25 protein-coding genes are annotated in these 22,123 nt (G+C 53.3%); 2 read left to right on the forward strand and 23 right to left on the reverse strand.

Going from position 1 to position 22,123, the window contains the following annotated elements:
• Nucleotides 1-5: 5 nt before the first annotated feature.
• The 3 genes from HPC37_RS05620 to HPC37_RS05630 are packed head-to-tail and all read right to left on the reverse strand — an operon-like array spanning nucleotide 6 to nucleotide 1,643.
• Entirely contained in the window at nucleotides 6-455 is a 450-nt protein-coding gene (locus tag HPC37_RS05620; protein ID WP_208122203.1) for a YccF domain-containing protein, read from the reverse strand.
• 10 nt (nucleotides 456-465) lie between these two features.
• Nucleotides 466-927, reverse strand: coding sequence for a methylglyoxal synthase (locus HPC37_RS05625; RefSeq protein ID WP_208122204.1), 462 nt, complete (start codon nucleotides 925-927; stop codon nucleotides 466-468).
• Nucleotides 928-983: 56 nt separating this feature from the next.
• Complete coding sequence (locus HPC37_RS05630) at nucleotides 984-1,643, reverse strand: curli polymerization inhibitor CsgI-related protein (RefSeq protein WP_208122205.1); 660 nt, start codon at nucleotides 1,641-1,643, stop codon at nucleotides 984-986.
• Between the two features lie 224 nt (nucleotides 1,644-1,867).
• On the opposite strand from HPC37_RS05630, the gene HPC37_RS11185 reads away from it, so the two are divergent.
• Nucleotides 1,868-2,041, forward strand: a complete 174-nt coding sequence (locus tag HPC37_RS11185) for an acylphosphatase (RefSeq protein WP_345790012.1) — start codon at nucleotides 1,868-1,870, stop codon at nucleotides 2,039-2,041.
• Here HPC37_RS11185 and HPC37_RS05640 read toward each other — a convergent pair.
• From HPC37_RS05640 to rluD, 8 genes are all read right to left on the reverse strand, one after another.
• Entirely contained in the window at nucleotides 2,028-2,894 is an 867-nt protein-coding gene (locus HPC37_RS05640; protein WP_208122206.1) for a metal ABC transporter permease, read from the reverse strand. The genes HPC37_RS11185 and HPC37_RS05640 overlap by 14 nt on opposite strands.
• Nucleotides 2,887-3,738, reverse strand: coding sequence for a metal ABC transporter permease (locus HPC37_RS05645; protein ID WP_208122207.1), 852 nt, complete (start codon nucleotides 3,736-3,738; stop codon nucleotides 2,887-2,889). Before HPC37_RS05645 ends, HPC37_RS05640 begins: the two co-directional genes overlap by 8 nt.
• 2 nt (nucleotides 3,739-3,740) lie before the next feature.
• Nucleotides 3,741-4,625 carry an ATP-binding cassette domain-containing protein gene (locus tag HPC37_RS05650; protein WP_208122208.1) on the reverse strand — a complete coding sequence of 295 codons (885 nt, stop codon included), beginning with the start codon at nucleotides 4,623-4,625 and terminating at the stop codon, nucleotides 3,741-3,743.
• On the reverse strand, nucleotides 4,626-5,510 hold the full coding sequence (locus HPC37_RS05655; protein ID WP_208122209.1) for a metal ABC transporter substrate-binding protein: 885 nt from the start codon (nucleotides 5,508-5,510) through the stop codon (nucleotides 4,626-4,628).
• A gap of 85 nt (nucleotides 5,511-5,595) precedes the next feature.
• Nucleotides 5,596-5,907: a TusE/DsrC/DsvC family sulfur relay protein gene (locus HPC37_RS05660; protein ID WP_427915958.1), complete on the reverse strand. Its 312-nt coding sequence runs from the start codon at nucleotides 5,905-5,907 to the stop codon at nucleotides 5,596-5,598.
• A gap of 83 nt (nucleotides 5,908-5,990) precedes the next feature.
• The gene (locus tag HPC37_RS05665) at nucleotides 5,991-6,650 is read right to left on the reverse strand and encodes a Bax inhibitor-1 family protein (RefSeq protein ID WP_208122211.1); all 660 of its coding nucleotides are present in this window, start codon (nucleotides 6,648-6,650) and stop codon (nucleotides 5,991-5,993) included.
• Nucleotides 6,651-6,712: 62 nt separating this feature from the next.
• Nucleotides 6,713-7,441, reverse strand: a complete 729-nt coding sequence (gene pgeF, locus HPC37_RS05670; RefSeq protein ID WP_208122212.1) for a peptidoglycan editing factor PgeF — start codon at nucleotides 7,439-7,441, stop codon at nucleotides 6,713-6,715.
• A gap of 1 nt (nucleotide 7,442) precedes the next feature.
• Complete coding sequence (rluD, locus tag HPC37_RS05675; RefSeq protein WP_208122213.1) at nucleotides 7,443-8,420, reverse strand: 23S rRNA pseudouridine(1911/1915/1917) synthase RluD; 978 nt, start codon at nucleotides 8,418-8,420, stop codon at nucleotides 7,443-7,445.
• 164 nt (nucleotides 8,421-8,584) lie between these two features.
• Between rluD and HPC37_RS05680 the strand changes: the two genes are divergently transcribed.
• The gene (locus HPC37_RS05680) at nucleotides 8,585-9,397 is read left to right on the forward strand and encodes an outer membrane protein assembly factor BamD (protein ID WP_208122214.1); all 813 of its coding nucleotides are present in this window, start codon (nucleotides 8,585-8,587) and stop codon (nucleotides 9,395-9,397) included.
• Between the two features lie 84 nt (nucleotides 9,398-9,481).
• On the opposite strand, the gene secF is transcribed toward HPC37_RS05680, so the two are convergent.
• From secF to murP, 12 genes are all read right to left on the reverse strand, one after another.
• Nucleotides 9,482-10,450, reverse strand: a complete 969-nt coding sequence (secF, locus tag HPC37_RS05685) for a protein translocase subunit SecF (protein ID WP_208122215.1) — start codon at nucleotides 10,448-10,450, stop codon at nucleotides 9,482-9,484.
• A gap of 9 nt (nucleotides 10,451-10,459) precedes the next feature.
• Nucleotides 10,460-12,307 carry a protein translocase subunit SecD gene (gene secD / locus HPC37_RS05690; RefSeq protein WP_208122216.1) on the reverse strand — a complete coding sequence of 616 codons (1,848 nt, stop codon included), beginning with the start codon at nucleotides 12,305-12,307 and terminating at the stop codon, nucleotides 10,460-10,462.
• 24 nt (nucleotides 12,308-12,331) lie between these two features.
• Nucleotides 12,332-12,631, reverse strand: a complete 300-nt coding sequence (gene yajC, locus HPC37_RS05695; protein ID WP_208120255.1) for a preprotein translocase subunit YajC — start codon at nucleotides 12,629-12,631, stop codon at nucleotides 12,332-12,334.
• 127 nt (nucleotides 12,632-12,758) lie between these two features.
• Nucleotides 12,759-13,904: a tRNA guanosine(34) transglycosylase Tgt gene (tgt, locus tag HPC37_RS05700; protein ID WP_208122217.1), complete on the reverse strand. Its 1,146-nt coding sequence runs from the start codon at nucleotides 13,902-13,904 to the stop codon at nucleotides 12,759-12,761.
• A 42-nt stretch (nucleotides 13,905-13,946) separates the two neighbouring features.
• On the reverse strand, nucleotides 13,947-15,029 hold the full coding sequence (gene queA / locus HPC37_RS05705) for a tRNA preQ1(34) S-adenosylmethionine ribosyltransferase-isomerase QueA (RefSeq protein WP_208122218.1): 1,083 nt from the start codon (nucleotides 15,027-15,029) through the stop codon (nucleotides 13,947-13,949).
• Nucleotides 15,030-15,087: 58 nt separating this feature from the next.
• Complete coding sequence (gene recC / locus HPC37_RS05710) at nucleotides 15,088-18,348, reverse strand: exodeoxyribonuclease V subunit gamma (RefSeq protein WP_208122219.1); 3,261 nt, start codon at nucleotides 18,346-18,348, stop codon at nucleotides 15,088-15,090.
• 54 nt (nucleotides 18,349-18,402) lie between these two features.
• The gene (locus HPC37_RS05715) at nucleotides 18,403-18,705 is read right to left on the reverse strand and encodes a DUF5374 domain-containing protein (RefSeq protein WP_208122220.1); all 303 of its coding nucleotides are present in this window, start codon (nucleotides 18,703-18,705) and stop codon (nucleotides 18,403-18,405) included.
• A complete protein-coding gene (locus tag HPC37_RS05720; protein ID WP_208122221.1) occupies nucleotides 18,686-18,868 on the reverse strand; it encodes a DUF2572 family protein in 183 nt (60 codons plus the stop codon). Before HPC37_RS05720 ends, HPC37_RS05715 begins: the two co-directional genes overlap by 20 nt.
• Complete coding sequence (locus HPC37_RS05725; RefSeq protein WP_208122222.1) at nucleotides 18,807-19,337, reverse strand: DUF2572 family protein; 531 nt, start codon at nucleotides 19,335-19,337, stop codon at nucleotides 18,807-18,809. The genes HPC37_RS05720 and HPC37_RS05725 overlap by 62 nt, the downstream gene beginning before the upstream one ends.
• Nucleotides 19,334-20,062 (reverse strand): prepilin-type N-terminal cleavage/methylation domain-containing protein, encoded by a 729-nt coding sequence (locus tag HPC37_RS05730; RefSeq protein WP_208122223.1) that lies wholly within the window; start codon nucleotides 20,060-20,062, stop codon nucleotides 19,334-19,336. Before HPC37_RS05730 ends, HPC37_RS05725 begins: the two co-directional genes overlap by 4 nt.
• The gene (locus tag HPC37_RS05735; RefSeq protein WP_208122224.1) at nucleotides 20,052-20,570 is read right to left on the reverse strand and encodes a type II secretion system protein; all 519 of its coding nucleotides are present in this window, start codon (nucleotides 20,568-20,570) and stop codon (nucleotides 20,052-20,054) included. The genes HPC37_RS05730 and HPC37_RS05735 overlap by 11 nt, the downstream gene beginning before the upstream one ends.
• Nucleotides 20,571-20,690: 120 nt before the next feature.
• Nucleotides 20,691-22,118 (reverse strand): PTS N-acetylmuramic acid transporter subunit IIBC, encoded by a 1,428-nt coding sequence (gene murP / locus HPC37_RS05740; RefSeq protein WP_208122225.1) that lies wholly within the window; start codon nucleotides 22,116-22,118, stop codon nucleotides 20,691-20,693.
• Nucleotides 22,119-22,123 lie beyond the last annotated feature (5 nt).

Genomic DNA, 22,123 nt, shown 5'->3' on the forward strand with positions numbered 1-22,123 from the left:
CCTGCTTACTTGCGTGCGCTGAATTGATCGCGCGCTTGTTGCAGTTTGATGTTTTCAGCCACGTCGCTGTCGACCACGCGCATGCCCACTGGGAAGAGCGCAATGCTCGCCAATTTGAAATGCGCAATCCCGCTTGGGATGCCGATGATAGTCAAACATTGGGCGATGCCAGTGAAGATATGCATTAAACACAGCCACCAGCCGAATACGATAAACCACACAATGTTGAGCACCCCGCCGATGCCGTTACCAATGGTGCTGGTCGGCTCGAGGTATTTGACATGCACAATTTGGTGGCCAAACGGCACCAGCGCCATTTTGGTGATTTCCCAACAGCTGCGGGTGTATGGGATGGTGATCACCAAGCAGACGCTCAACACGGTGGCAAACAGCCAGCCGATCACGGTGCCAAAGCCAAAAAAGACAAAATTGAAAATATTAAGCAATAGATTCATAGCACACTCCTTATGCTTGGGTACGCGCGGCGATGTAGCCGGCGTAATCTGGGATATCAATGGCCAACGCTTGGCTAAAGTGCGGTGACGAAATCAAAAAATCCGCCGTGGCCGCGTTGGTCGCAACTGGGATATTCCACACGGTGGAAATGCGCAGCAGCGCCTTCACGTCTGGGTCATGGGGCACAGCGTTGAGCGGATCCCAAAAAAAGATCAGCAAATCAATCTCGCCTTCGGCGATTTTAGCCCCCAGTTGCTGGTCGCCACCCATCGGGCCACTTAAAAGTGCGGTCACCTCAAGGCCGGTTTTTTCTGTGATCAGCCGCCCGGTTGTGCCTGTGCCCCACAAATTGTGCTGCGCCAGCGCGCGCTGATGCGTCAAGCACCATTGCACTAACAAACTTTTGCAGTGGTCGTGCGCCACCAGTGCGATATTTTTGCGAGCCTGTAAGGTTCGTTGAATACGATTCATCTCCACCCCCATAAAAAAAGCGAGCACAGGCTCACTTTTTTACGCTAACAGTTAAATTAGTGTTTTTTAGCCCAGTTCAAGAAGCGTTTTTGGGTTTCTTTGTCCGCTTGTTGGAACCAGTATTGCAATTGCTGCTCGGCGACGTTTTCGCCTTGCACAGTCACTTTGCCTTTTTGCGCTTTGCCCACGCCAGACATGCCCGCCATCACAGGCATATTCGCGGTTGCAAAGCCCGCAACGGCGGCTTTTTTGCCGCTGGAGTTATAATTGCTTAAGTTTTCTTGCAAATTGCGCCCTGGGAACAAGCCTTCTTGGTCAAGCAGCTCTTGCTCGCTGGCAATCGCTTGGCCTGATTGGCTGACCACGCTCACTTTCGGGTTGCGGTCAAAGCGGTTGGCGGCATCGTCTGTGCCGAGGGTTTCGGCTTTGATCACCACGTTTTCTTGGCCGGTTTTGAATTTAACCACAATCGGGGAGGATTCATACAAACGGCGGTCTGAGCCCACGCGCACGATCTCTTCCACTTTCACCACCGCTTGGTGCACGGCGTTGTCGGAGGCGTTGACGCTTTTATCTTTTTGGAAAAGCCCTTTGCTGATTTTTTGCCCATCAAAGGCCAGCAAGGTGACGTTAGATGACGTAGAAATGTCTGCTGCAACCGCACTTGCACCTGTTGCAAGGGCAACCACTGCTAACGCTAATCGGGTTAATTTCATAATGTTTCCTCAATGATTAACAAATTAAACGCCTTGAACAAAATCCAAGCCGATAAACCTTTGACTATCCTATGCTAAATCATTATAAAATTAAATAGAAATCAGCAAAAATTAGGAGAAAATATGATATTAACCACACAATTTACCGTTTTTGGGCGGGTGCAAGGGGTGGGTTTCGTTATTTCACCTGGCAAAAGGCCTCTCAATTAGGCCTGACTGGCACGGTGCGCAACCTCCACGATGGCAGCGTGTTGATTATCGCCCGCGGTGAAAAGGCGCAAATCGACGCGCTCAAAACTTGGCTTGAGGACGGCGGGCCACGCTCAGCACGGGTTGAAAACGTACTTGCGCAGCCCTTTGATGGTGAGTTTGCCTACAACGAATTTAAGATAACTTAGCCTGCGCGCGCAAGGCGCGTTGTTGCGCGTGGGTTTTGAGCGCGCGAATGCAAAGTGCGGTCACAAATAGCAGTGATTGCACCAGCACGATGGTCGGGCCAGTGGCCGCATCAAGATGGTAGCTGAGCAAAGTGCCGATAAACGTTGAAAACACCGACACGCCAATGGCAATCAGCAGCATGTGATCAAAACGCTTGGTCAAGCAAAATGCAGTGATGCCCGGAGCAATCAGCAGTGCCACCACCAAAATCACCCCCACCACTTGCATCGCGGCAATGATGGTCAGCGCCAGCAACGTGAGCAGCGCATAATGGAGCAATTTCACCGGCAAGCCGACAATTTTGGCCTGCACAGGGTCAAAGCAATAGAGCAGGAAATCTTTGCGCTTGCTTAAAATCACCGCGCTGGTGAAGAGTGAAATCACCAAAATCAAGATGAACTCTTGCTTCGGCACGCCGAGCAGGTTGCCAAACAAAATGTGCAGCAAGTGTTGGTCGGTTTCTACTTTTACGAACAAAATCAAGCCAAAAGCAAACATGCCTGAAAACACAATGCCCATTACGGTGTCTTCTTTCAGCCGTGAGTTGTGCTTGAGATACCCCGTGAACACGGCGCACAATATGCCTGAGACAAACGCACCGAGTGCCAACGGCACGCCGAGCACAAACGCCAGCACAATGCCTGGCAGCACTGCGTGCGAGATGGCATCACCCATCAGCGACCAGCCCTTGAGCACCAAATAGCACGACAGCAGCGCGCAAACAAAGGCGACCAAAAGTGCGGTTACGAGCGCTTGTTGCATAAACGGAAAAGACAGCGGTTCATAAAACCAGTTGAAAATGGCCTCAAGCATTGGCTTTCCCCTTTACTCTGCGCTGTGTCACCAGCCCATATTTGGGTGAGAACAAAAACGCCAACAAAAATAGGCAAGTTTGCAAAAACACAATCAAGCCGCCAGTGGCACCGTTGAAAAAGTAACTAGCATAGGCGCCGACCGCACTTGTACTCACGCCGAGCGCCACGGCAATGGCAATCAGCCGCGGGAAGCGGTCCGTCAACAAATAGGCCGTCGCGCCCGGGGTGATCACCATCGCGATCACCAAAATCGCACCCACAGTTTGCAATGCCGCCACCACGCAGGCACTGAGCAGCGTGAAAAACAGCACTTTTAACCGAATCGGCGAAATGCCCACCGACACCGCGTGGCTTTCATCAAAAAACACCAGCAGCAAATCTTTCCAAAACAGCAGCAAAAACAGTAAGCTCACCGCGATGATGATGCCGACTTGGATGATGTCGTTGTCATCAATCCCCAAAATATTGCCCAGTACGATGGATTGCACGTTCACCGAGGTGGGGTTGAGGGATACGATAAACAGCCCGAGTGCGAAAAAGGTCGAGAAGATAAAACCGATGATGGCGTCTTCACGCAATTTGGTGATGGCTTTCACCCACAAAATCGCCAGCGCCGCCAGCAATCCTGAGATAAACGCGCCGATAGCATAGGGCAACGCGAGCGCATAGGCAATCGCCACCCCTGGCACCACCGCGTGGGAGAGCGCATCACCGATGAGCGACCAGCCTTTGAGCATTAAATAGCACGATAAAAACGCGCACACGCCGCCCACCAGGCTGCTGACCACAATGGCTTTGGTCATGTATTCGTAGTGAAACGGCTCAAGGAGGAGATCCAACATGGTTATTTGCCTTTTGACCGCACTTTGGGTGATTTAGGTGGCAGCTCTTGGCCATCTTCGCCGTAGAACACCAGCGCGTGCTCGTCGTCGGTTAACACCGTCAAGGCGCGTTTGTCTTCATCGTCATGCAAATCAGGACCAGCCAGCGTCAAGTGACGCAGCACGCCACCGAAGGCGCGCTCAAGATTGCGCTGGGTAAACGTACTTTCTGTGTCGCCTTTGGCAATCAACGTGCGGTTGATCATCACCACTTGATCGCAAAAGTGCGGTACGCTCCCCAAGTTGTGGGTGGAAACCAAAATCAAATGCCCTTCCGCGCGCAGTGCGCCAAGCAGGTCAATAATGGCGTTTTCGGTTTTCACATCCACGCCCGTAAACGGCTCATCGAGCAAGATAATACGGCTTTCTTGCGCTAATGCGCGGGCGAGGAACACGCGCTTTTTCTGCCCGCCGGAGAGCTCGCCGATTTGGCGGTCTTTGAGGTGGCTGATATCCACCCGCGCCATGGCTTGCTCCACTTTGGCTTTGTCGTTGGCTGATGGCCGGCGCAAAAAGCCCATGTAGCCGTAGCGGCCCATCATCACCACGTCATAAACAGAGACAGGGAATTGCCAGTCCACCTCTTCGGTTTGCGGCACATACGAAACGAGATTTTGCTTCAACGCCGTTTTCACCGGCATATCACACAAACGCACCGAGCCGGTCAACGGTTTGACCAGCCCCATAATGCTTTTAAACAGTGTTGACTTACCGCTGCCGTTGACACCCACCAAGGCGCAGGTGGTGCCTGCGCCGAGGGTGAATGACACATCATAAAGTGCGGTATGCCCATTGTTGTAGCGCACTGCGAGGTTGTCTACAACAATGCTTGGCGTAACTTGCCCCATTTATTTTTCAAATCCTTTCACAATCGTTGACACGGTGGTGTTCAACAAGTCTAAGTAGGTTGGCACTGGGCCGTCTTTGGTGGAAAGTGAATCCACATACAACACGCCGCCGTATTTCGCGCCACTTTCTTTCGCCACTTGTTTGGCTGGCTTGTCAGACACGGTGCTTTCGCTGAACACAACGGGGATGTGTTTGGCGCGCACTTGTTCAATCAAATGACGCACTTGTTGCGGTGTGCCCTCTTCGTCGGCGTTGATTGGCCACAGATAAAGCTCATTGAAGCCGTAATCTTTTGCCAAGTAGCTAAAGGCGCCTTCGCTGGTGACTAAATAGCGTTTATCCGCAGGCACTTTTTCGAGTTTTTCACGCAGGGGCGCGTCCATCGCTTTGACTTTTTCGGCGTAGGCTTGCGCATTTTTGTGATAAGTTTCCGCGTTCGCTGGGTCATATTTGCTCAGCGCTTTTTCAATGTTGTCGATATACACCAGCGCGTTTTTGGTTGACATCCACGCGTGCGGATTTGGTTTGCCAGTGTACGGGCCTTCGTAAATTGACATCGGCTCAATACCTTCTGTCACCACCACTGATGGCACGTTTTTCACATTGGATAAAAAGCGTTCAAACCAGCGCTCAAGGTTCATGCCATTATACAACACCAAATCTGCCGATTGCGCTTTGACAATGTCTTTTGGCGTTGGTTGATAGTCGTGGATTTCCGCCCCCGGTTTGGTGATGGATTCCACCGTGGCTTTGTCACCTGCCACGTTTTGCGCAATATCTTGGATAATGGTGAACGTGGTGAGCACTTTCAGTTCCTTGGCGTGCACAGAAAGTGCGGTCAAGGTTAAGGCAGACGCCAACAAGATGGCTTTTTTCAGTTGCATAATAGCTCCTTTTTTGTGTGGTTATTGGTCATGGGCGCTATCATAACCAAATTTTCACAAAATTGCAAATGATAATTATTCTTATTTATAAGCATTTCGCTGGCTTCGGCAAGCCTGCCAATTTGCTTGCCTGCTTGGCAGGCCCCTGCGGGAAAAGGCGCTGCAAATAACGGCTGTTGCCCTTTTCTGGGCCAAATTTCTCCGCCATTGCTTTCACCAGCATACGAATGGCAGGCGAGGTGCCAAATTCGGCATAAAACCCACGCACAAAGTGAATCACCTCCCAGTGCGCCTCATTGAGCACAATGCCCTCGCGCTCGGCAATCACTTGCGCCACCGCTTCGCTCCAGTCGTCTCGATTGAGTAGGTAGCCCTCTTTGTCTGTTTGTAGTTCCATATTGACCGCACTTTTCATGTGATAAAAGTATGCCCCTAATCAGGGGCATCATCAATCGGGTTTCAGCAATAACTGCTATTGCTTTAATCTCTCGCTGCTGAGAGCAAGTTCAACAAGCTGATGAACAAGTTATACAACGACACATAAATGCTGATGGTCGCGCGGATGTAGTTGGTTTCACCACCGTGGATGATGTTGCTGGTTTCATACAAAATCGCCCCGGTTGAGAACAACACAAACATCGCGCTCAGCGCCAAGTGTAACCCTTGGAAGTTGAAGAACAGGCTGGCAATCACGCCCACCACCAGTACGATAAAGAGCGCAAACAGCATGCCGCTTAAAAACGACATATCTTTTTTGGTGGTCAACACATAAGCTGAACAGGCAAAGAACACCGCCGCTGTGCCGGCAAAGGCAAGCACCACCACATCACCCAAGCCGTTGCCGACATAGACGTTTAAAATCGGGCCTAAGGTGTAGCCGAGGAAGCCGGTGAAGGCAAAGGTGGAGAGAATCCCCCACGCGCTGTTAGCCAAGCGGTGAGTTAAAAACAATAAGCCATAAAAACCCACCAGCATCACAATCAGGCCAGGGTAAGGCAAGTTCATGCTCATGGAAATGTACGCGGTGAACGCAGAGAAGGCGACGCTCAACGCCAAGAGGAAATAAGTGTTGCGTAAAACTTTGTTGCTCGCCAACACAGAATCATGGGTGCGAACATCGGTTACGATACGTGGTTGCATTCAATTTCTCCTTTCGTCAATCACGTTTTAAAGGTAGCGACAATGGTGAAAAATGTCAATCATTATCGCAAGTTAAAATAGATAAAGCTCGCCATTCGCCCTGTTGGATTGGCGCGGCGATAGGAAAAAAAGCGCGCATCATTGACAGTACAAAATTCGCCGCCGCGGATCTCGCGCAAACCGCACTTTTGCAGCCGCTGGCGCGCGAGCTGATAAATATCGGCGAAAAACTTGCCTTGCTCGTTTTCGTCATTGACAAACGCGCTGGCCGCTTGGGCGTCGGCTTTGATAAACGCCTCGCGCACCTCTTCGCCAACCTGAAAGGCCGATTTGCCAATCGCTGGGCCAAGGTAGGCCACGATTTCCTCTGCAGGGCTGGCAAATTGCGCCACGGTGTTTTCTAACACGCCGTTGCACAGCCCGCGCCAGCCTGCGTGAGCGGCGGCCACCTCTCGCCCACTTTTGGCCGCAAACAGCACCGGCAGGCAATCAGCGGTGAGCACTGCACAAACCACGCCCGATTCATTGGTGTACGCCGCATCGGCATTGGGCGTGCCCTCGCATGGCAAGCGGGCCACCTCGGTGGTGTGGGTTTGGTTTAAAAACTGCGGCATCTGCGGCAAGTTGGCCAGTTGAACCAGCAAAGTGCGGTTTTGCTCGACCGCACTTTGATCATCACCCACATGGCCGGCCAAATTAAAGCCGTCAAAAGGCGCTTGGCTGACGCCACCTAGGCGGGTGGTGATGCCGGCGTGAACGCCTGAAATCGTAAAATCGACGTTTAACAGCATATTAATACTCCAAGTCTTCTTTGTGTAACTCGTAGTCAGCTTTGAGTGCTTCCACCAACTGCACAAAATCCTCTGGCAGCGGCGCAAACCACTCCATCGCCTCACCTGTGATCGGGTGCTCAAGGCGCAGCATCACCGCGTGCAGCGCTTGGCGCTTGAAATTGCGCAGCACGGCCAAAAAGTCCTCGCTGGCGTTTTTCGGCGGGCGCGGGCGGCCTCCGTAAACAGGGTCACCGAGCAGTGGGTGAGCAATGTGTGCCATGTGTACGCGGATTTGGTGCGTGCGCCCCGTTTCTAAACGCAGGCGCAGGCGGGTGTAATTACGAAAGCGCGCCATAATACGGTAATGCGTCACCGCCGGCTTACCCATCGGGTGCACCGCCATTTGTGTGCGCTTGGTGGCGTGGCGCGCCATTGGCTCGTCCACCGTGCCGCCTTTGGTCATGATGCCAAAAGCAATCGCCTCATATTCCCGCGTGATTTTGCGCTTTTGCAGCGCGCTGACTAAGCGCGTTTGTGCAGGGATGGTTTTCGCCACCACCATCAACCCGGTGGTGTCTTTATCCAAGCGGTGAATAATCCCCGCTCGCGGCACTTGCGCAATCGGCGGGTAGTGATACAACAGCGCGTTAAGCACCGTGCCATCAGGATTGCCCGCACCCGGGTGAACCACCAAGCCTGCAGGCTTGTTGATCACAATCAAATCGTCGTCTTCATAGACAATATCCAGCGAGATATTTTGCGGCACAAAACGGTTTTCATCTTCCACCTGCACGCGCACCACAATGCGCTCGTCGCCCATCATTTTTTCCCGCGGCTTGTTCACCACCACGCCGTTGACGCTCACCAAATCCTGCTCAATCCAGGTTTTAATGCGTGAGCGGGAATAATCTGGCAGCTTTTCGGCCAGCACTTGGTCAAGGCGCAGCCCCAGCTGCTGTGGGTCAAGCTCAACGGTGAGTTCTAATTCTTTTGTCATAATTTTGTGATTTCACTTAATTCTAATTTGCTTATTTGCCAATGATCGTTACAATACTAAATCATACAATGTGTTGTCCAATATTGTAGCGGAAGTTTGCCTGTGTAGTAACCTTTTGCCGACAAAACGCACGTTTAATTTCATTAAGATAGTAGGATCGATTTATGCATAAATTAAACTCCATTGCGCTCGCGCTTGTGACCGCACTTGCCATTACCGGCTGCTCAAGCAGCGACAAAAAAGTGGAAGAAGGCAGCGTTGAGCAACTCTATGCCAAAGCCAACACCTATTTGCAAGACGAAAACTACACGCAAGCCATCCGCTATTTCGACGCGGTGGACAGCCGCTACCCGTTTGGGGCCTATTCTGAACAAGCGCAATTGAGCCTGATTTATGCCAACTACAAAGCCAGTGAATACACCATCGCGCTGGCCGATGCCGAGCGCTTTTTGCGTATGCACTCCACCAGCCAGCATTTGGACTTTGTGCTCTATGTCGCGGGCTTGATTAACTCTGAGCTTGGCCGCCACTTTATGCTCGACACCTTCGGCGCCGACCAAGCCTTGCGTGACCCGCTGCCAATGACCAACGCGATGAACAACTTCAACACGCTGGTGCAAAACTTCCCGAACAGCCGCTACGCCGCGGACGCCAAAGCGCGCATTTTGTATTTGCATAATGCTCTTGCCCGCCATGAGCTGCACGTTGCTGAGTTTTATTTCAAACGCGACGCCCATGTGGCGGTGGTCAACCGTGTGCTCGGCCTGGTCGATCACTACCCTGACACCCAAGCGATGTATCAAGCGCTGCCGTTGCTGGAAAAATCCTACCAGGCCATGAACCTGCCAGCGCCCGCCAAACAAATTGAAACCTTGATTGCGCAAAACAAAGACAAAACCTTCCCGAAAATCCCTGTGCCTGAACGCGACGTGGATTTGCAAGTACCCAACGTGCTCGCCCCTGCCGCGCAGCAATAAAATGCAAAGTGCGGTCAGGGAAACCGCACTTTGAGCGACAAAAAAACCGCACTTTTAAAAGTGCGGTTTTTGTTTGCCTGATTATTATGGCATTAAGGGTTCGCTGTCAGCGCCCTCTTTTTCAATTTTCGGTGGCAACATGTGCTCGCGGCTTAGGCCAATGTCAAACGCCAAGGCGATGGCGATATAGATAGAGGAATAGGTCCCAAAGCCGATACCGATCAACAATGCCAGCGAGAAGTTGTGAATGCTCGGGCCGCCGAAGATAAACAGCGCCAGCACCACAATCAAGGTGGTAAAGGAGGTCATCAAGGTGCGCGATAAGGTTTGCGTTAACGAGATATTGATGATCTCTTCGGTTTCCGTGCGGCGAATTTTACGGAAGTTCTCCCGCACGCGGTCAAACACTACGATCGAGTCGTTGAGTGAGTAACCGATTACCGACAAAATCGCGGCCACGAAAGTCAAGTCCACCTCGATTTGCAGCATCGCAAACACCCCGAGGGTGACAATCACATCGTGCGCCAGCGCCAAAATCGCCCCTGTGGCCAAGCGCCATTCAAAGCGGAAGCTAACATAGGCCAGCAGCATAATCAACGTGGCCAAGGTGGCGTAAATGGCGGCGTCGGTAAGCTCTTTACCCACGTTCGGGCCGACATATTCAACACTGTGTACGGTGATTTGGCCGTCGAGATCTTTGAGCACGTCGATGACTTTGGTGCCAATTTTGGTGTCGCCTTCGGCGGTGGATAGGCGAATCATCACATCGCGCGTGCCACCTGAGGCCTGCACAATGGCGCTGCCAAAGCCGTTTTCAGCCAAGGTTGACCGCACTTTAGGCAAATCCGCTGGCTGCGAGAAGGAGGTTTCAATCACCGTACCGCCAGTGAAATCCAGCCCCCAGTTGAAGCCTTTGGACACGATAAAAAATAACGAGACCGCCACCACCAGCACAGAAAAGACATAGCCGATAAGACGGAATTTCATAAATGGGATTAGCCGACGGGCCAGTTTCACACTGCCTTCGGTTTCGTTGCGTTTTGCTCTCACCATGGCCGGCTCCTAAATTGACAACTTGTTGATGCGTTTGCCGCCGTAGAGGAAGTTCACGATCGCGCGTGTTCCTGTAATGGCAGTAAACATGGAAATCGCCACACCCAACGAGAGCGTGATAGCAAAGCCTTTCACCGGCCCAGTGCCCACCGCATACAGGATAAGTGCGGTCAAGATGGTGGTTAAGTTGGCATCAAAAATGCTTGAAAACGCGCCTTTGTAACCCTCATCAATGGCTTGTTGCACGGTGCGGCCATTGCGGATTTCTTCTTTGATCCTCTCAAAGATCAGCACGTTGGCGTCCACCGACATCCCAACGGCGAGCACGATCCCCGCAATCCCTGGCATGGTCAATGTCGCCCCAGGCAACAGTGACATCACCCCGATGAGCAACACAATGTTGAGCACTAGCGCCACATCGGCAATCAAGCCGAATTTGCGGTAAACCACCACCATAAACAGCACCACGATCGCCAAGCCCCAAATGCTGGCATCCATCCCTTGGGCGATGTTTTGTTTACCCAGTGACGGGCCGATGGTGCGCTCTTCCACAATTTGGATTGGCGCAATCAAGGCCCCTGCGCGCAGCAGCACGGAGAGGTTGAGTGCCTCCGCTGGGCTGTCGATGCCCGAGATGCGGAAATGGTTGCCTAAGCGGTCTTGAATGGTGGCGATGTTGATCACTTCATCGTGTTTTTCCAAAATCGGATGGCCTTTGTCGTCCACTTTGCCGCTGTCTTTATATTCGCTGTAAAGGGTCGCCATTGGCTTGCCGATGGCATCGCGCGTGGCGGCCGCCATCATGTTGCCGCCTTCACTGTCGAGTGAAATATTCACCTCTGGGCGGCCGGTGTTGCCGTCGCTGCCTGAGGTGGCACCAGTGATGTGTTCACCGCCTAAAATCACGCGGCGATACAGCACCACAGGGTTGCCGTTGCGGTCGAGTTTGACCTCAGAATCCGACGGCACCAAGCCTTTGGCCGCCGCGGTTAAATCCGCCCCTTGATTGACCATGCGGAACTCAAGCGTGGCGGTCGCGCCCAAAATTTCTTTTGCGCGCGCAGTGTCTTGCACCCCAGGCAATTCAATGACGATGCGCTCTGCCCCTTGGCGCTGCACCACAGGTTCAGCTACACCGAGCTCTTCCACCCGTTTGCGCAAAATCGTCAAGTTCTGCTCAATGGCGTGCTCACGCACCTTCGCCAGCTCCGCCTCGGACATGCCGACCGTCAACACGTTGGCGTCTTGGCGGATTTCCAAGGTTGGGTCAATTTTGTTGACAATGCGCTTGGCCTCTCCGATTTGGTTTTCGTCCGCCAGCGTGATCACCGTGGCATAGCCCTCGCCTGAGCGAATGTTGCTGTACCGCACTTTGGCTTTGCGCAAGTCGGTACGCAGGTTGTCTTCACGCTGGGTTTCAATTTTCTCGAGCGCCGAGCTCATGTCCACTTGCATTAAAAAGCGCACGCCGCCACGCAAATCCAGCCCCAATTTCATCGGGCTGCCACCAATGTCGGTGAGCCATTTCGGGGTTGCCGGCGCCAAGTTGAGCGCCACAGAATAGCCGTCGCCCAAGCCTTCAGCGAGTTTGTCTTTGGCTAATAATTGCTCATCGGTGCTGGAAAATTTTGCCAACACGGAGCCTTCTTTCAAGGCAACGGATTTGGCGACAAGGTTGTTTTGCGCGAGGATGGACTCCACGTCTTTGTAGGTTTGTTCGGTGGCTTGGTGCCCGCGGGTGCCAGAAACTTGCACCGCAGGATCTTCACCATAAAGATTTGGAAGGGCATATAAAATGCCAATGGCGACCAAAATGATCACCATTAGGTTCTTCCATAAAGGAAAGCGATTTAACACAATGTTGCTCCAGTGTGTATTGAATTAGAGGGATTTCATAGATCCTTTTGGTAACACGGCCACCACGAAATCTTTTTTGATGGTCACTTCAGTGCTGTCGTTGAGGGCAATCACGATGTAGTCGTTTTCTGCAGACACTTTAGTCACTTTGCCAAGCAGGCCGCCTGAGGTTAACACTTCTTCCCCTTTTGCAAGAGAATTCATCAAGTTGCGATGTTCTTTGTTACGTTTCGCTTGTGGGCGATAGATCATAAAATAGAAAATCAAGGCAAAGATAACCAAGATAAAAATCATCTGAATGCCGCCGCCTGCTTGTTGGTCCATAAATTAATCCTTCTTGTCTGTAAGTGAATAAAATTGCGCTATAAAAATAGCATAAAATCGCAATAAAGTGAAAAAATCTTGCGGAAAATTCACAAAGTGCGGTCAAACCGCACTTTTCGCTTAAAAATTAAGCATCTATCGGTGTCAATGGCGGCACGGGCTTGCCGATGCGCGCATAAAATGCCTGCACAAAATCCTCGAGCTCGCCACGCTCAATCGCCCCACGCAATTGCGCCATCAACCGTTGATAATAGCGCAAATTGTGAATGGTATTAAGCCGCGCGCCCAAAATCTCACCGCACTTGTCCAAATGGTGGAGGTAAGATTTGGTGTAGTTTTTGCAGGTGTAGCAATCACACTCGGGGTCTAATGGACTGGTGTCGTCGCGGTATTTGGCGTTGCGGATTTTCACCACGCCGTCGCTGACAAACAAATGGCCGTTGCGCGCGTTGCGGGTTGGCATCACGCAGTCAAACATATCAATCCCGCGGCGCACGCCTTCGACTAAATCCTCTGGCTTGCCCACGCCCATCAAATAGCGCGGCTTGTCGGCTGGGATTTGCGGGCAGATGTATTCCAAAATGCGGTGCATATCAGGCTTTGGCTCACCCACGGCCAAGCCGCCGACGGCGTAGCCGTCAAAGCCGATATCCAGCAGCCCTTCAAGGGATTTTTTGCGCAGTGGCTCATAAATGCTGCCTTGAATAATGCCAAACAGCGCATTTTTATTCCCCAATTGGTCAAAACGCTCGCGGCAGCGTTTGGCCCAGCGTAAAGAGAGCTCCATCGAGGTTTTGGCATAATCAAAATCGGCTGGATACGGCGTACATTCGTCAAAAATCATAACGATGTCTGAGCCGAGATCGTATTGAATTTCCATTGATTTTTCAGGCGATAAAAAGATTTTGTCACCGTTGATCGGGTGGCGAAAATGCACGCCGTCTTCTTTAATGTTGCGGATATCCGCCAAGCTGAACACTTGAAAGCCGCCTGAATCGGTTAAAATGGGCCCGTGCCACTGCATGAAATCATGCAAATCGCCGTGCTTGCGCATAATCTCTTGGCCTGGGCGCAACCACAAATGGAAGGTATTGCCCAACAGAATTTGCGCGCCCGTGTCGGCCACCTCTTCTGGTGTCATGCCTTTCACGGTGCCGTAGGTGCCCACGGGCATAAACGCTGGGGTTTCCACCGTGTATTCCCCATGAGGGCGGGAGAAGGTTAAACGGCCGCGGCGTGCGCGCCCGTCGGTTTTATCTAAGGTATATTTCATAATGACTCCAACGAATAAACAGTTCGAAAGATTATGTGAGGGTTAATCTAACCCGTGCACATCAGGGTTTTTGGTGATAAACATCGCATCACCGTAACTAAAAAAGCGATAGCGCTCTGCCACCGCACTTTGATAGGCCGCCATGGTGTGGCGAAAGCCCGCAAAGGCACTGACCAACATCACCAGCGTGGATTGCGGCAGGTGGAAGTTGGTGATCAGCGCATCGGTGACATAAAACGGCTTGCCAGGGTAGAGAAAAATCGACGTGTCGGAGAAAAACGGTTCAAGCAACTGCGTAGAACCAGCTGCTTTAGCCGCCTGCGCCGCACTTTCAATCGAGCGCACCGAGGTGGTGCCCACCGCAATCACGCGCTTGCCCGCCGCTTTGGTGGCCAAAATGGCGTCAACCGCACTTTGCGTCACCTCGACATATTCCGCGTGCATATGGTGGTCTTCAATGTTGTCAACCCGCACCGGCTGAAAGGTGCCCGCGCCGACGTGCAAGGTGACAAACACCATCTTCACGCCTTTTTCACGCAGTTTATCGAGCAACGGCTTGTCAAAATGCAACCCCGCGGTTGGTGCAGCCACCGCGCCAGGCACTTTGTTGTAAACGGTTTGATAACGCTCTTGGTCAAGCGCCTCATCAGGGCGGTCGATATACGGCGGCAGCGGGATGTGGCCGGCGCGTTGCAACACGTCAAGTAGCGGCTCGTCGCACTCAAGCTCAAACAGCGCATCCTCGCGCCCTGTCATGCGCAGCGCAATGCCCGCGCCTTCGCCGAGCTTGTCTTCACCAACAACCAGCACGCTGCCCGCTTTGGGGGATTTCGACGCGCGCACATGGGCCAAACATTGGGTTGGCGAGAGCAGCCGCTCGAGCAAAATCTCAATTTTGCCGCCGCTTTCTTTGCGGCCATAAAGCCGCGCAGGAATCACGCGCGTGTTGTTGAACACCAGCAGATCGCCTGGGTTGATTTTATCCAACACGTCGGCAAAATGGCGGTGCTCAATCGCGCCGGTTATGCCGTCTAAACACATCAGCCGGCTGCTGGTGCGCTCAGGCTTGGGGTAGCGCGCAATCAGCTCGTCGGGCAATGAAAAATCAAAATCAGAAACTCGCATCTTTTCACCTTGTTAAAATAAGCCGTACAGTTTAATCCCGCCGCCGGTGTTAGGCAAGCTAAACCGCACTTTCGCTCAAACTTTCCCGCATCAGCGCAAACCATGCTTGCTCCGTGGTGTCAAGTGCGGTTTTGTCTTCATCGCTGAAGGTTTGCTGCGCCAGCACGCGCGCCCAATACGGATTGCCCGCCAGCGCATCAAAAGCCGCTGTGATGCGCTCCACCGGCGTTGGTGGCGTTTTAGACGAATTTTTATTGCGATTGATCAACCATTGCTCCACCAGCACCTCATTCGGCAGCGGCAACACGGTGTGCTGAGCTTGCTTGAACGCGGTGAGATAACGCGTTAACGCCGCCAATGCCTGCGTGCTCTCCACTGGCGCAAAGTGCAAGCATTCCACTTTCTCGCCTTTGTCTGGATCAAAAGCATAGAACAGCGAGGCTGCGCTGAGCGCGTTTTGCGCGCACAAAATCAAATGCTGCAACCACACGTTGAGGCAATCTTTGCTGCGCAATTTGCCCGCGCGCCAGTGGACGAATTGCCCGTCAAAAAGCGGGCCGAGCGTGCCTTCAAGCACCACATCCCCAAGTGTCAGGCTAAACGGGCGCATTTGTGGCGTTTGCGCAAGATAAGGCGCAATGGCCTGGGATAGCGGCAGCAATTTTTGGCGCTGGGCGGCACTTTCAAGCTCGGCAAACTGCGCACGCGGCAGCCGCCCTTGCAAGCGGCTTTGCTCCACGCGCGCATCCCACTGCTCGGCGGGCGTGTCGAGCAGCCCTCTGCGCAGGCCAAATTGCGTTAACGGATCGAGGGTGAAATTTTCGCAATCGCGCAGCAATTCAGCCCCTTTCGGCCAATACACACCCAATTGACGGCGGAAGAAATACTCCAACGGGCTGGCAACAAACTCCGCCAAGCGCGTGAGCTCTAGGCGCTCGCGGCCCTCACCCTCCGTTGTGAGGGGCTGAAGAAACGGCGTGACCGCACTTTGTGGTTTAATCTGCCACTCCCGCGCAAACGTGCGGTTTTCGCCGTGAAAATTGCGCGGACTGAACGCCGTCATCGGCTGCTCACGCACAAGCGCACTGCCTGGCGGCTCGGCATAGTGGCGGATGTAATCCATCAACTGGCTGACCAGCACCGAAGGCTGACGGGGCGCGTGTTTATCCAGCGTACGCCCAACATAGCTGATGTAGAGTTTTTGCTCAGCGGAAAGCAGCGCTTCTAAAAAGAGGTAGCGGTCGTCATCACGGCGCACACGGTCACCGGCGCGCGCGGCATATTGCATCAAATCAAAACTGCTCGGTGTGCTCGTGCGTGGGTAATCCCCCTCGTTCATGCCCAGCAGCGCCACCACTTTAAACGGAATTGCGCGCATCGGCAGCAAAGTGCAAAAATTGAGTTTGCCGGTTAAAAAGTTAAACGCCAAGTCTTGCTCGTCGAGTTTGCCTTGCAAAAATTGCGCCATCACCTTGGCACTCACGCGCTGCTCACTGGCTGGCAGCGCGCTGAATATCGCCTCAAGCTGATTAAATAGCCACTGCAACGTTGGCTGAGTTTGGCTGTTCTCGGCAAAAAAGTCCAAAATTAGCGATCGCAGCTGATCGTGCCAGTCATGCAGCCGCAAAACCGCACTTAAGCGTGACTGCCACGCGCCCAACGCCTCTAAAAATTCTGCCAATTTGCCACTTAATTGCGCGCTGAGCCCATAGCTTAAGCCAAACGGCATAATCGCCTGCCATGGGCCGTCTTCCTCACGCATGGTTGCGCCCAGCAGTATGCGTTTGAGCCCGGCTTGCCACGCGTTCCAGTTGTGCTCACCGCTGGCATCGTTTTCGCTTAAGCCGTAGCGGATATCGCAATTAACCACCCACTGGCGCAAGGTGGCCAGCTCGGATTCGCTAATCCCAAAGCGCTCGCGCAATGCCGCCACATCCAGCAAAGTGAGCACCGCCTCGGCGCTAAACTCACTGTCGGGCAGGCCGAGTAAAGTAAAGAGTGTGGCGATGATTTGGTCACTATTGCGCAAAGTGCGGTCGGCGATGGCATAAGGAATGTAGCGCGCATCGCTGCTGTCGTAGTGGGCGAACACGGCGTGAATGTAGGGCACATAGCGCTCCACATCGGGCAGCATCACCACAATATCTTTCGGGGTGAGGGTGGGGTCTTGCTCAAAATAGCGCAGCAATTGCTGTTGCAGCACTTCCATCTCGCGCATAGGGCTGTGGCAGGCGTTGATGATAATGCTCTCGTCAACGCTCAAGTGCGGTTGGGCATCAAGCTGTAAAATCGCGTTTTGCACCTGGCCGAGCAGCTGCGTGCCGTTGTGTTCAATATAGCCCAGATCCTCACTGTGCGGGTGCTCGCTAAGCAGATTGAAAAAATCGCGCCCCATTTTGCCCCAGCTGGCCAACAGTGGGTGGCCAACCTCCGCCACTTCCGCCAACGCCGCGGCATTGGGATTGACTTTGCCGCGCAGTTGCATGCGTTTGAAATGCGCCTCATCGATGATATCCCCCCAAAAATGCTCGCACGGGTTGGTGTAAAACACGTGCACCTCGGCGTGCTCGCCAATGGCTTGCAGCATTTGCCAAAAGCTCTCTGGCAGCGCGGCAATGCCGAACACAAACAGCCGCGCGGGGAGGTATTTCACCCGCCCTTGCGCAAGGGCTTGCAAATAGTGCTGGTGGAGCTCGGCGCGGTGCCAGGCGTGGCTTTCGCTTTGCGCTTGAATGCGCTCGACCAGCGCGCGCCACAGCACGCCTTGGGCGCGCACCGCACTTTGGATTTCATCCAACAATGCTGGGCTTGTGATGCCTTGCTCGTGCAACCGCTCGCGCAGCTGCGCGCTAACAGCGTCATCCTCCCCGCGCTGCCAGAGGGCAATCCAATCCATGCGATAAACCAAATATTGGTCAAACAAGCTCGCCAACATGTTGCACAGCCCAAAGCGCTTTTCGCCGTTGTCGTCCTCGCCGAGATAGGCGTTGAGTTGGCTCAGTTCAGGCTGATGGCGCTGATCATTGAGCACGTCCATCAAATGCCACACCATGGCATCACGGGTGAAGGCGTTGTGCTCGGGCACGTCATCGAGCGCGCGGTGGTATTGATTCCAAATAAAACTGGCCGGCAGCGGGAAGCTGATATTCGCGCTGATGCCCTGCGCGCGGGCAATGCTGAGCTTGAGCCACTGCGCCATGCCTTGGCTTTGCACCAAAATGCGTTCACTGTCAAACACATCGCCACACGGCGTTTGCAGCAAATTCAGCAGTTTGTCTTTGTGGAAGTTGAGATCGTTGGAAAAATAGAGATGTAACACGTGCCCTCCTATGCTAAGTGCTATTGTGAGGGAGTGTGCGTTGCGATGCAACTGTTATTGCGCGCCGAGTGTCACCTCGCCAAGTGGGTAGGCCACGGTGACGGTGGCCCCTTGACAGCGAACCTCAAACGCCACGCCGTTTAAGCGCAGATTGTGCTCGCAGCCGAGCTTCAAGCGCAGCCGCACTGTTTGATTATGCGCAATCAGCAACGCTTGCTGGCGCTGGAAGATGACCGCACTTTGCCTGTTTTGCCCCTGCTGCCAGTGGCTTAAGCTTATCACCAAAGTGGTGAACATCACCAATGCCAGCAACACGCCTATCAGGCTGCCGCCGGCTTTAAAGCGCGCTGAAATCATGCCAACTCCCCGACTCAATTTGCCAAAATCCGTGTTTATTAATTTGTGCCAGTGCCGCGTCAACATCGCGCACGACATCCACGTCAACGGTGATTGCCCCATCAGCAATCACCACGCCGCGCACCTGCCCGCGCCCTGCAATCACGCTGTTTTTTTTCTGCAAACACCACGCCTTCAATCGCCTCATCAAGCTGCCAGCGCGAGCCGGCTTTCAGCCACCAAATGCCGCGTGTTTGCAGGCGTTGGAAATGAAAACGCGTGGCCAGCTCCACCCAATAGCGCGCGGGCACGAGCTCAACCAAGTTGGTGAGCACGCCGTCAGTGAGCATCTCTGCACTTAAGTAGGGCAAAAAGCGGCACACTTGGCGGTGGGTGATGCGCCCATAGGCGTTGTGTTGGCTGCGCGCAAGGGCAAAGTGCGGTTTGCGCGCCTCACGGGCACTGGCGCACTCACGCGCATCGCGCTTGGCTTGGCGCTTGAGCTGGTAGTCCAGTTCAAAATAGCCCTGCTGCTGGGCAAGATGGGCGCGACGCTGGCCAAGCTGCAGCGCTTGGAATAACAACACCGCACTTAATAATGCGCCGATGACGGCAATCATGCCTAGCGCCACTGTGCCTTTGCGTACGTTCATTTCAGTTGGTTCTCAATTGGGATGACGACCGCACTTTGGTAGGTAATGTGCCGCCAGCGTTTGGCCTTGTAGCGCCCTGCAATCTCAACGCGCAGCGCACGGTTGGGCACCAGCCAGGCAAAGTTCAGCCGCGTGATTTGGTAGGTGGCGCTGTCCATCAAATCGCCCCAGCCTTTGGTGTTGCAGCCTGCGCGGGAAAGATATTCCTGACATTGCGCCGACGTGCAGTTCTGCTGAGTGCCACGCTTGTACATAATGCGCGTTTCCACCATTTTGCTGTTTAAGCGGTAGCCCAACAGCTCGGTTTGAATCTCCAACGTGCGGTTGCGCCCGCCTTGGGTGCAAAGTTTGTCATGGCGCGTGCCAATGCAGCCACTTTGGTCTAAGTCATACCAAAATAAAAAGCAGCTATTATCTGGCGCCCGATTCGCTTGTGTAATCACGCCTGAACGCGTGGCATCGCCACTGATGAAATCGGCGTTGGAAACACTCACCTGCTCAAAGGCGGCATAGCCACTGCGGGCGATGTCTTTGGCCATCAAGTTCAGCACGCGGTGAATTTCACTTTGCAGCTGCAGGCGTTTGTTGGCCAGCTGCTGGGCATTAAGCGTGCGGGTGAAAAAACTGACTAGTAGCAGCATCAGCGCGCTGCTGATCGCCACGCTGACCATCACTTCAATCAAGCTAAAGCCACGGCGGGCGCGCAGGTGTCGCTTAGTTATCATAGACACAAGCACTCAAGGATTGATTGTCTTTAATGCGCAGGCTGCCGACATTAAAAAGCGAAAAAATCGACCGCACTTTGCCAGCTTGCAGCACAAAACAGGCTGACGAAAAAGTGTCGCGAATGCCATTAATGCGGGAGATCTCGCGTGGATAGTATTTTTTGCTGACAATGCGCGTTTGCTCAAATTGGGGGTAATAAAATTGCGCCTGGGTGTGCGCGGGGCAATGCTGCGGAGCAAAGCAGTCACACAGCGTGTCATCTTTAATTTGCAGGCTCACACACCACTGGGATTTGTCGGCCTTGCGCTGAATCAGTAAAAACCAAATTTCATTGCTGTTTTGCGCTTTGATTTGGCCGTAACGCAAAAATTGAAATAGCCCTTGCTGCTCGAGCGCAAGTTGATAGTGCGCGCTCAAGCGCTGTGCACTGGGCGTGGCGAGTGCGGCGATGATGCCAATGAGGCTGACCACCAGCAGCATTTCAATCAGTGTGAATCCTTTTGCCATGGCTGCTCCTTTTTTGCGCCCATGGTAGCAAGCCCAAAGCGCGCCGCAAGCAGCAACGTGCGGTTTTACGACCGCGATCGAAAAAGGGGCTAAAAAGCCCCTGTGTGTTACTCGGTTAAATTAGCTTAAATCCACGTCTTTAGCGAACAGATACGTGGTGATAAAGCCTGTGATGTAAGCGGTCACGGTGCCGGCAAGGTAGATGGCAATCGCGGTGAACACGCCGTCGTTGGAGGTCAACAGTGGGATCGCCAACAAGCCAGACGGGCCAAACACGCTATTGAGCCCCATCGGCAAGCCGAAATAAGCAATCAAGCCAATCACAAAGCCCCCTGCCGCGCCGCCGATACAGGCGGTGATAAACGGTTTCACACGCGGCAAGGTGACACCATAAATCAGCGGCTCACCAATGCCCAAAAAGCCTGGGATGATCGCCCCTTTGATTTGGTTGCGCAGTTGTGCTTGTTTGTCGGCCATGACATAAAGGGCAATCGCTGCCCCAACTTGGCCAGCGCCCGCCATCGCCAAAATTGGGAACAGCGCGTTGAAGCCTTGCGTTTCCACCAGCGCGAAATAAACCGGCACAAATCCTTGGTGAATGCCGAGCATCACCGAAATCAAGAACAAGCCTGCCAGCACGGCGCTGCCGATTGGGTTGCCATTGAGGTGGGTGAAGAGATAAGACATGCCGTTAAACAGCACCACGCCGATCGGCATAATCACCAAAAAGGTGAAAACGCCCATGATCACCAGCGTAATCGTGGAGGTCAGCAGCATATCAAGATTTTCAGGGATAAACTTGCGCACCCACTGCTCGACTTTGGCGCCCAAAATGACGGCAATCAGCACCCCGATGATGTTCCCGCGCGGGTCAATCGCCATGCCGAAAAAGTCACTCATGCCAGAATAGATGCCTTTGGTCGCCTCGGGGTTGTAGCCGAGAATGAACAAGCTGGCAATAATCGCGCCGTTCACGCCTGTGCCACCGAAGGCCTTGGCGGCGTTGTAGCCGATCATAATGCTTAAAAAGCTAAACAACCCTTTGCTGAAAATCTTCAAATAAGCAATGGTGGACACCAGCGTGGCATTTGGGTTATCCACGCCCGCCACGAACGATTGCTGTAATACGGTAGCAATCCCAAGCAGCAAGCCCGCGCCGATAAAGCCTGGAATCAACGGGGTGAAGATGGTGGCAAATTTAGTCAAAAATTGGTGCACGCGAGTCGTGTGCTTTTGCTTGATGTGCTGTTTGTTCTCTTTGGCAATTTGGGATAAATCAGCACGCTTGCCGTTGCCCTCTAACATCGCTTGGCACAGTGCCGCGGCCTTGCCCGCTTTGCCAGGGCCGAGGATGACTTGCACTTGATCTTGCAAATCCACCACACCCATCACGCCGTCGAGCTTGCGCAAAGCGGCGTTGTCGACCAAACTTGGGTCATGAAGTTTCACCCGCAGGCGTGTCATGCAGTTGCCTGCGCTGATGATATTACCTGCGCCACCGAGGTGGGCAACAATTTGCTCAACCATTGCTTGTGTAATTTCTGCCATAATGC

The sequence above is a fragment of the Spirabiliibacterium mucosae genome (assembly GCF_014884965.1).
Taxonomy (GTDB): Bacteria; Pseudomonadota; Gammaproteobacteria; order Enterobacterales; family Pasteurellaceae; genus Spirabiliibacterium; species Spirabiliibacterium mucosae.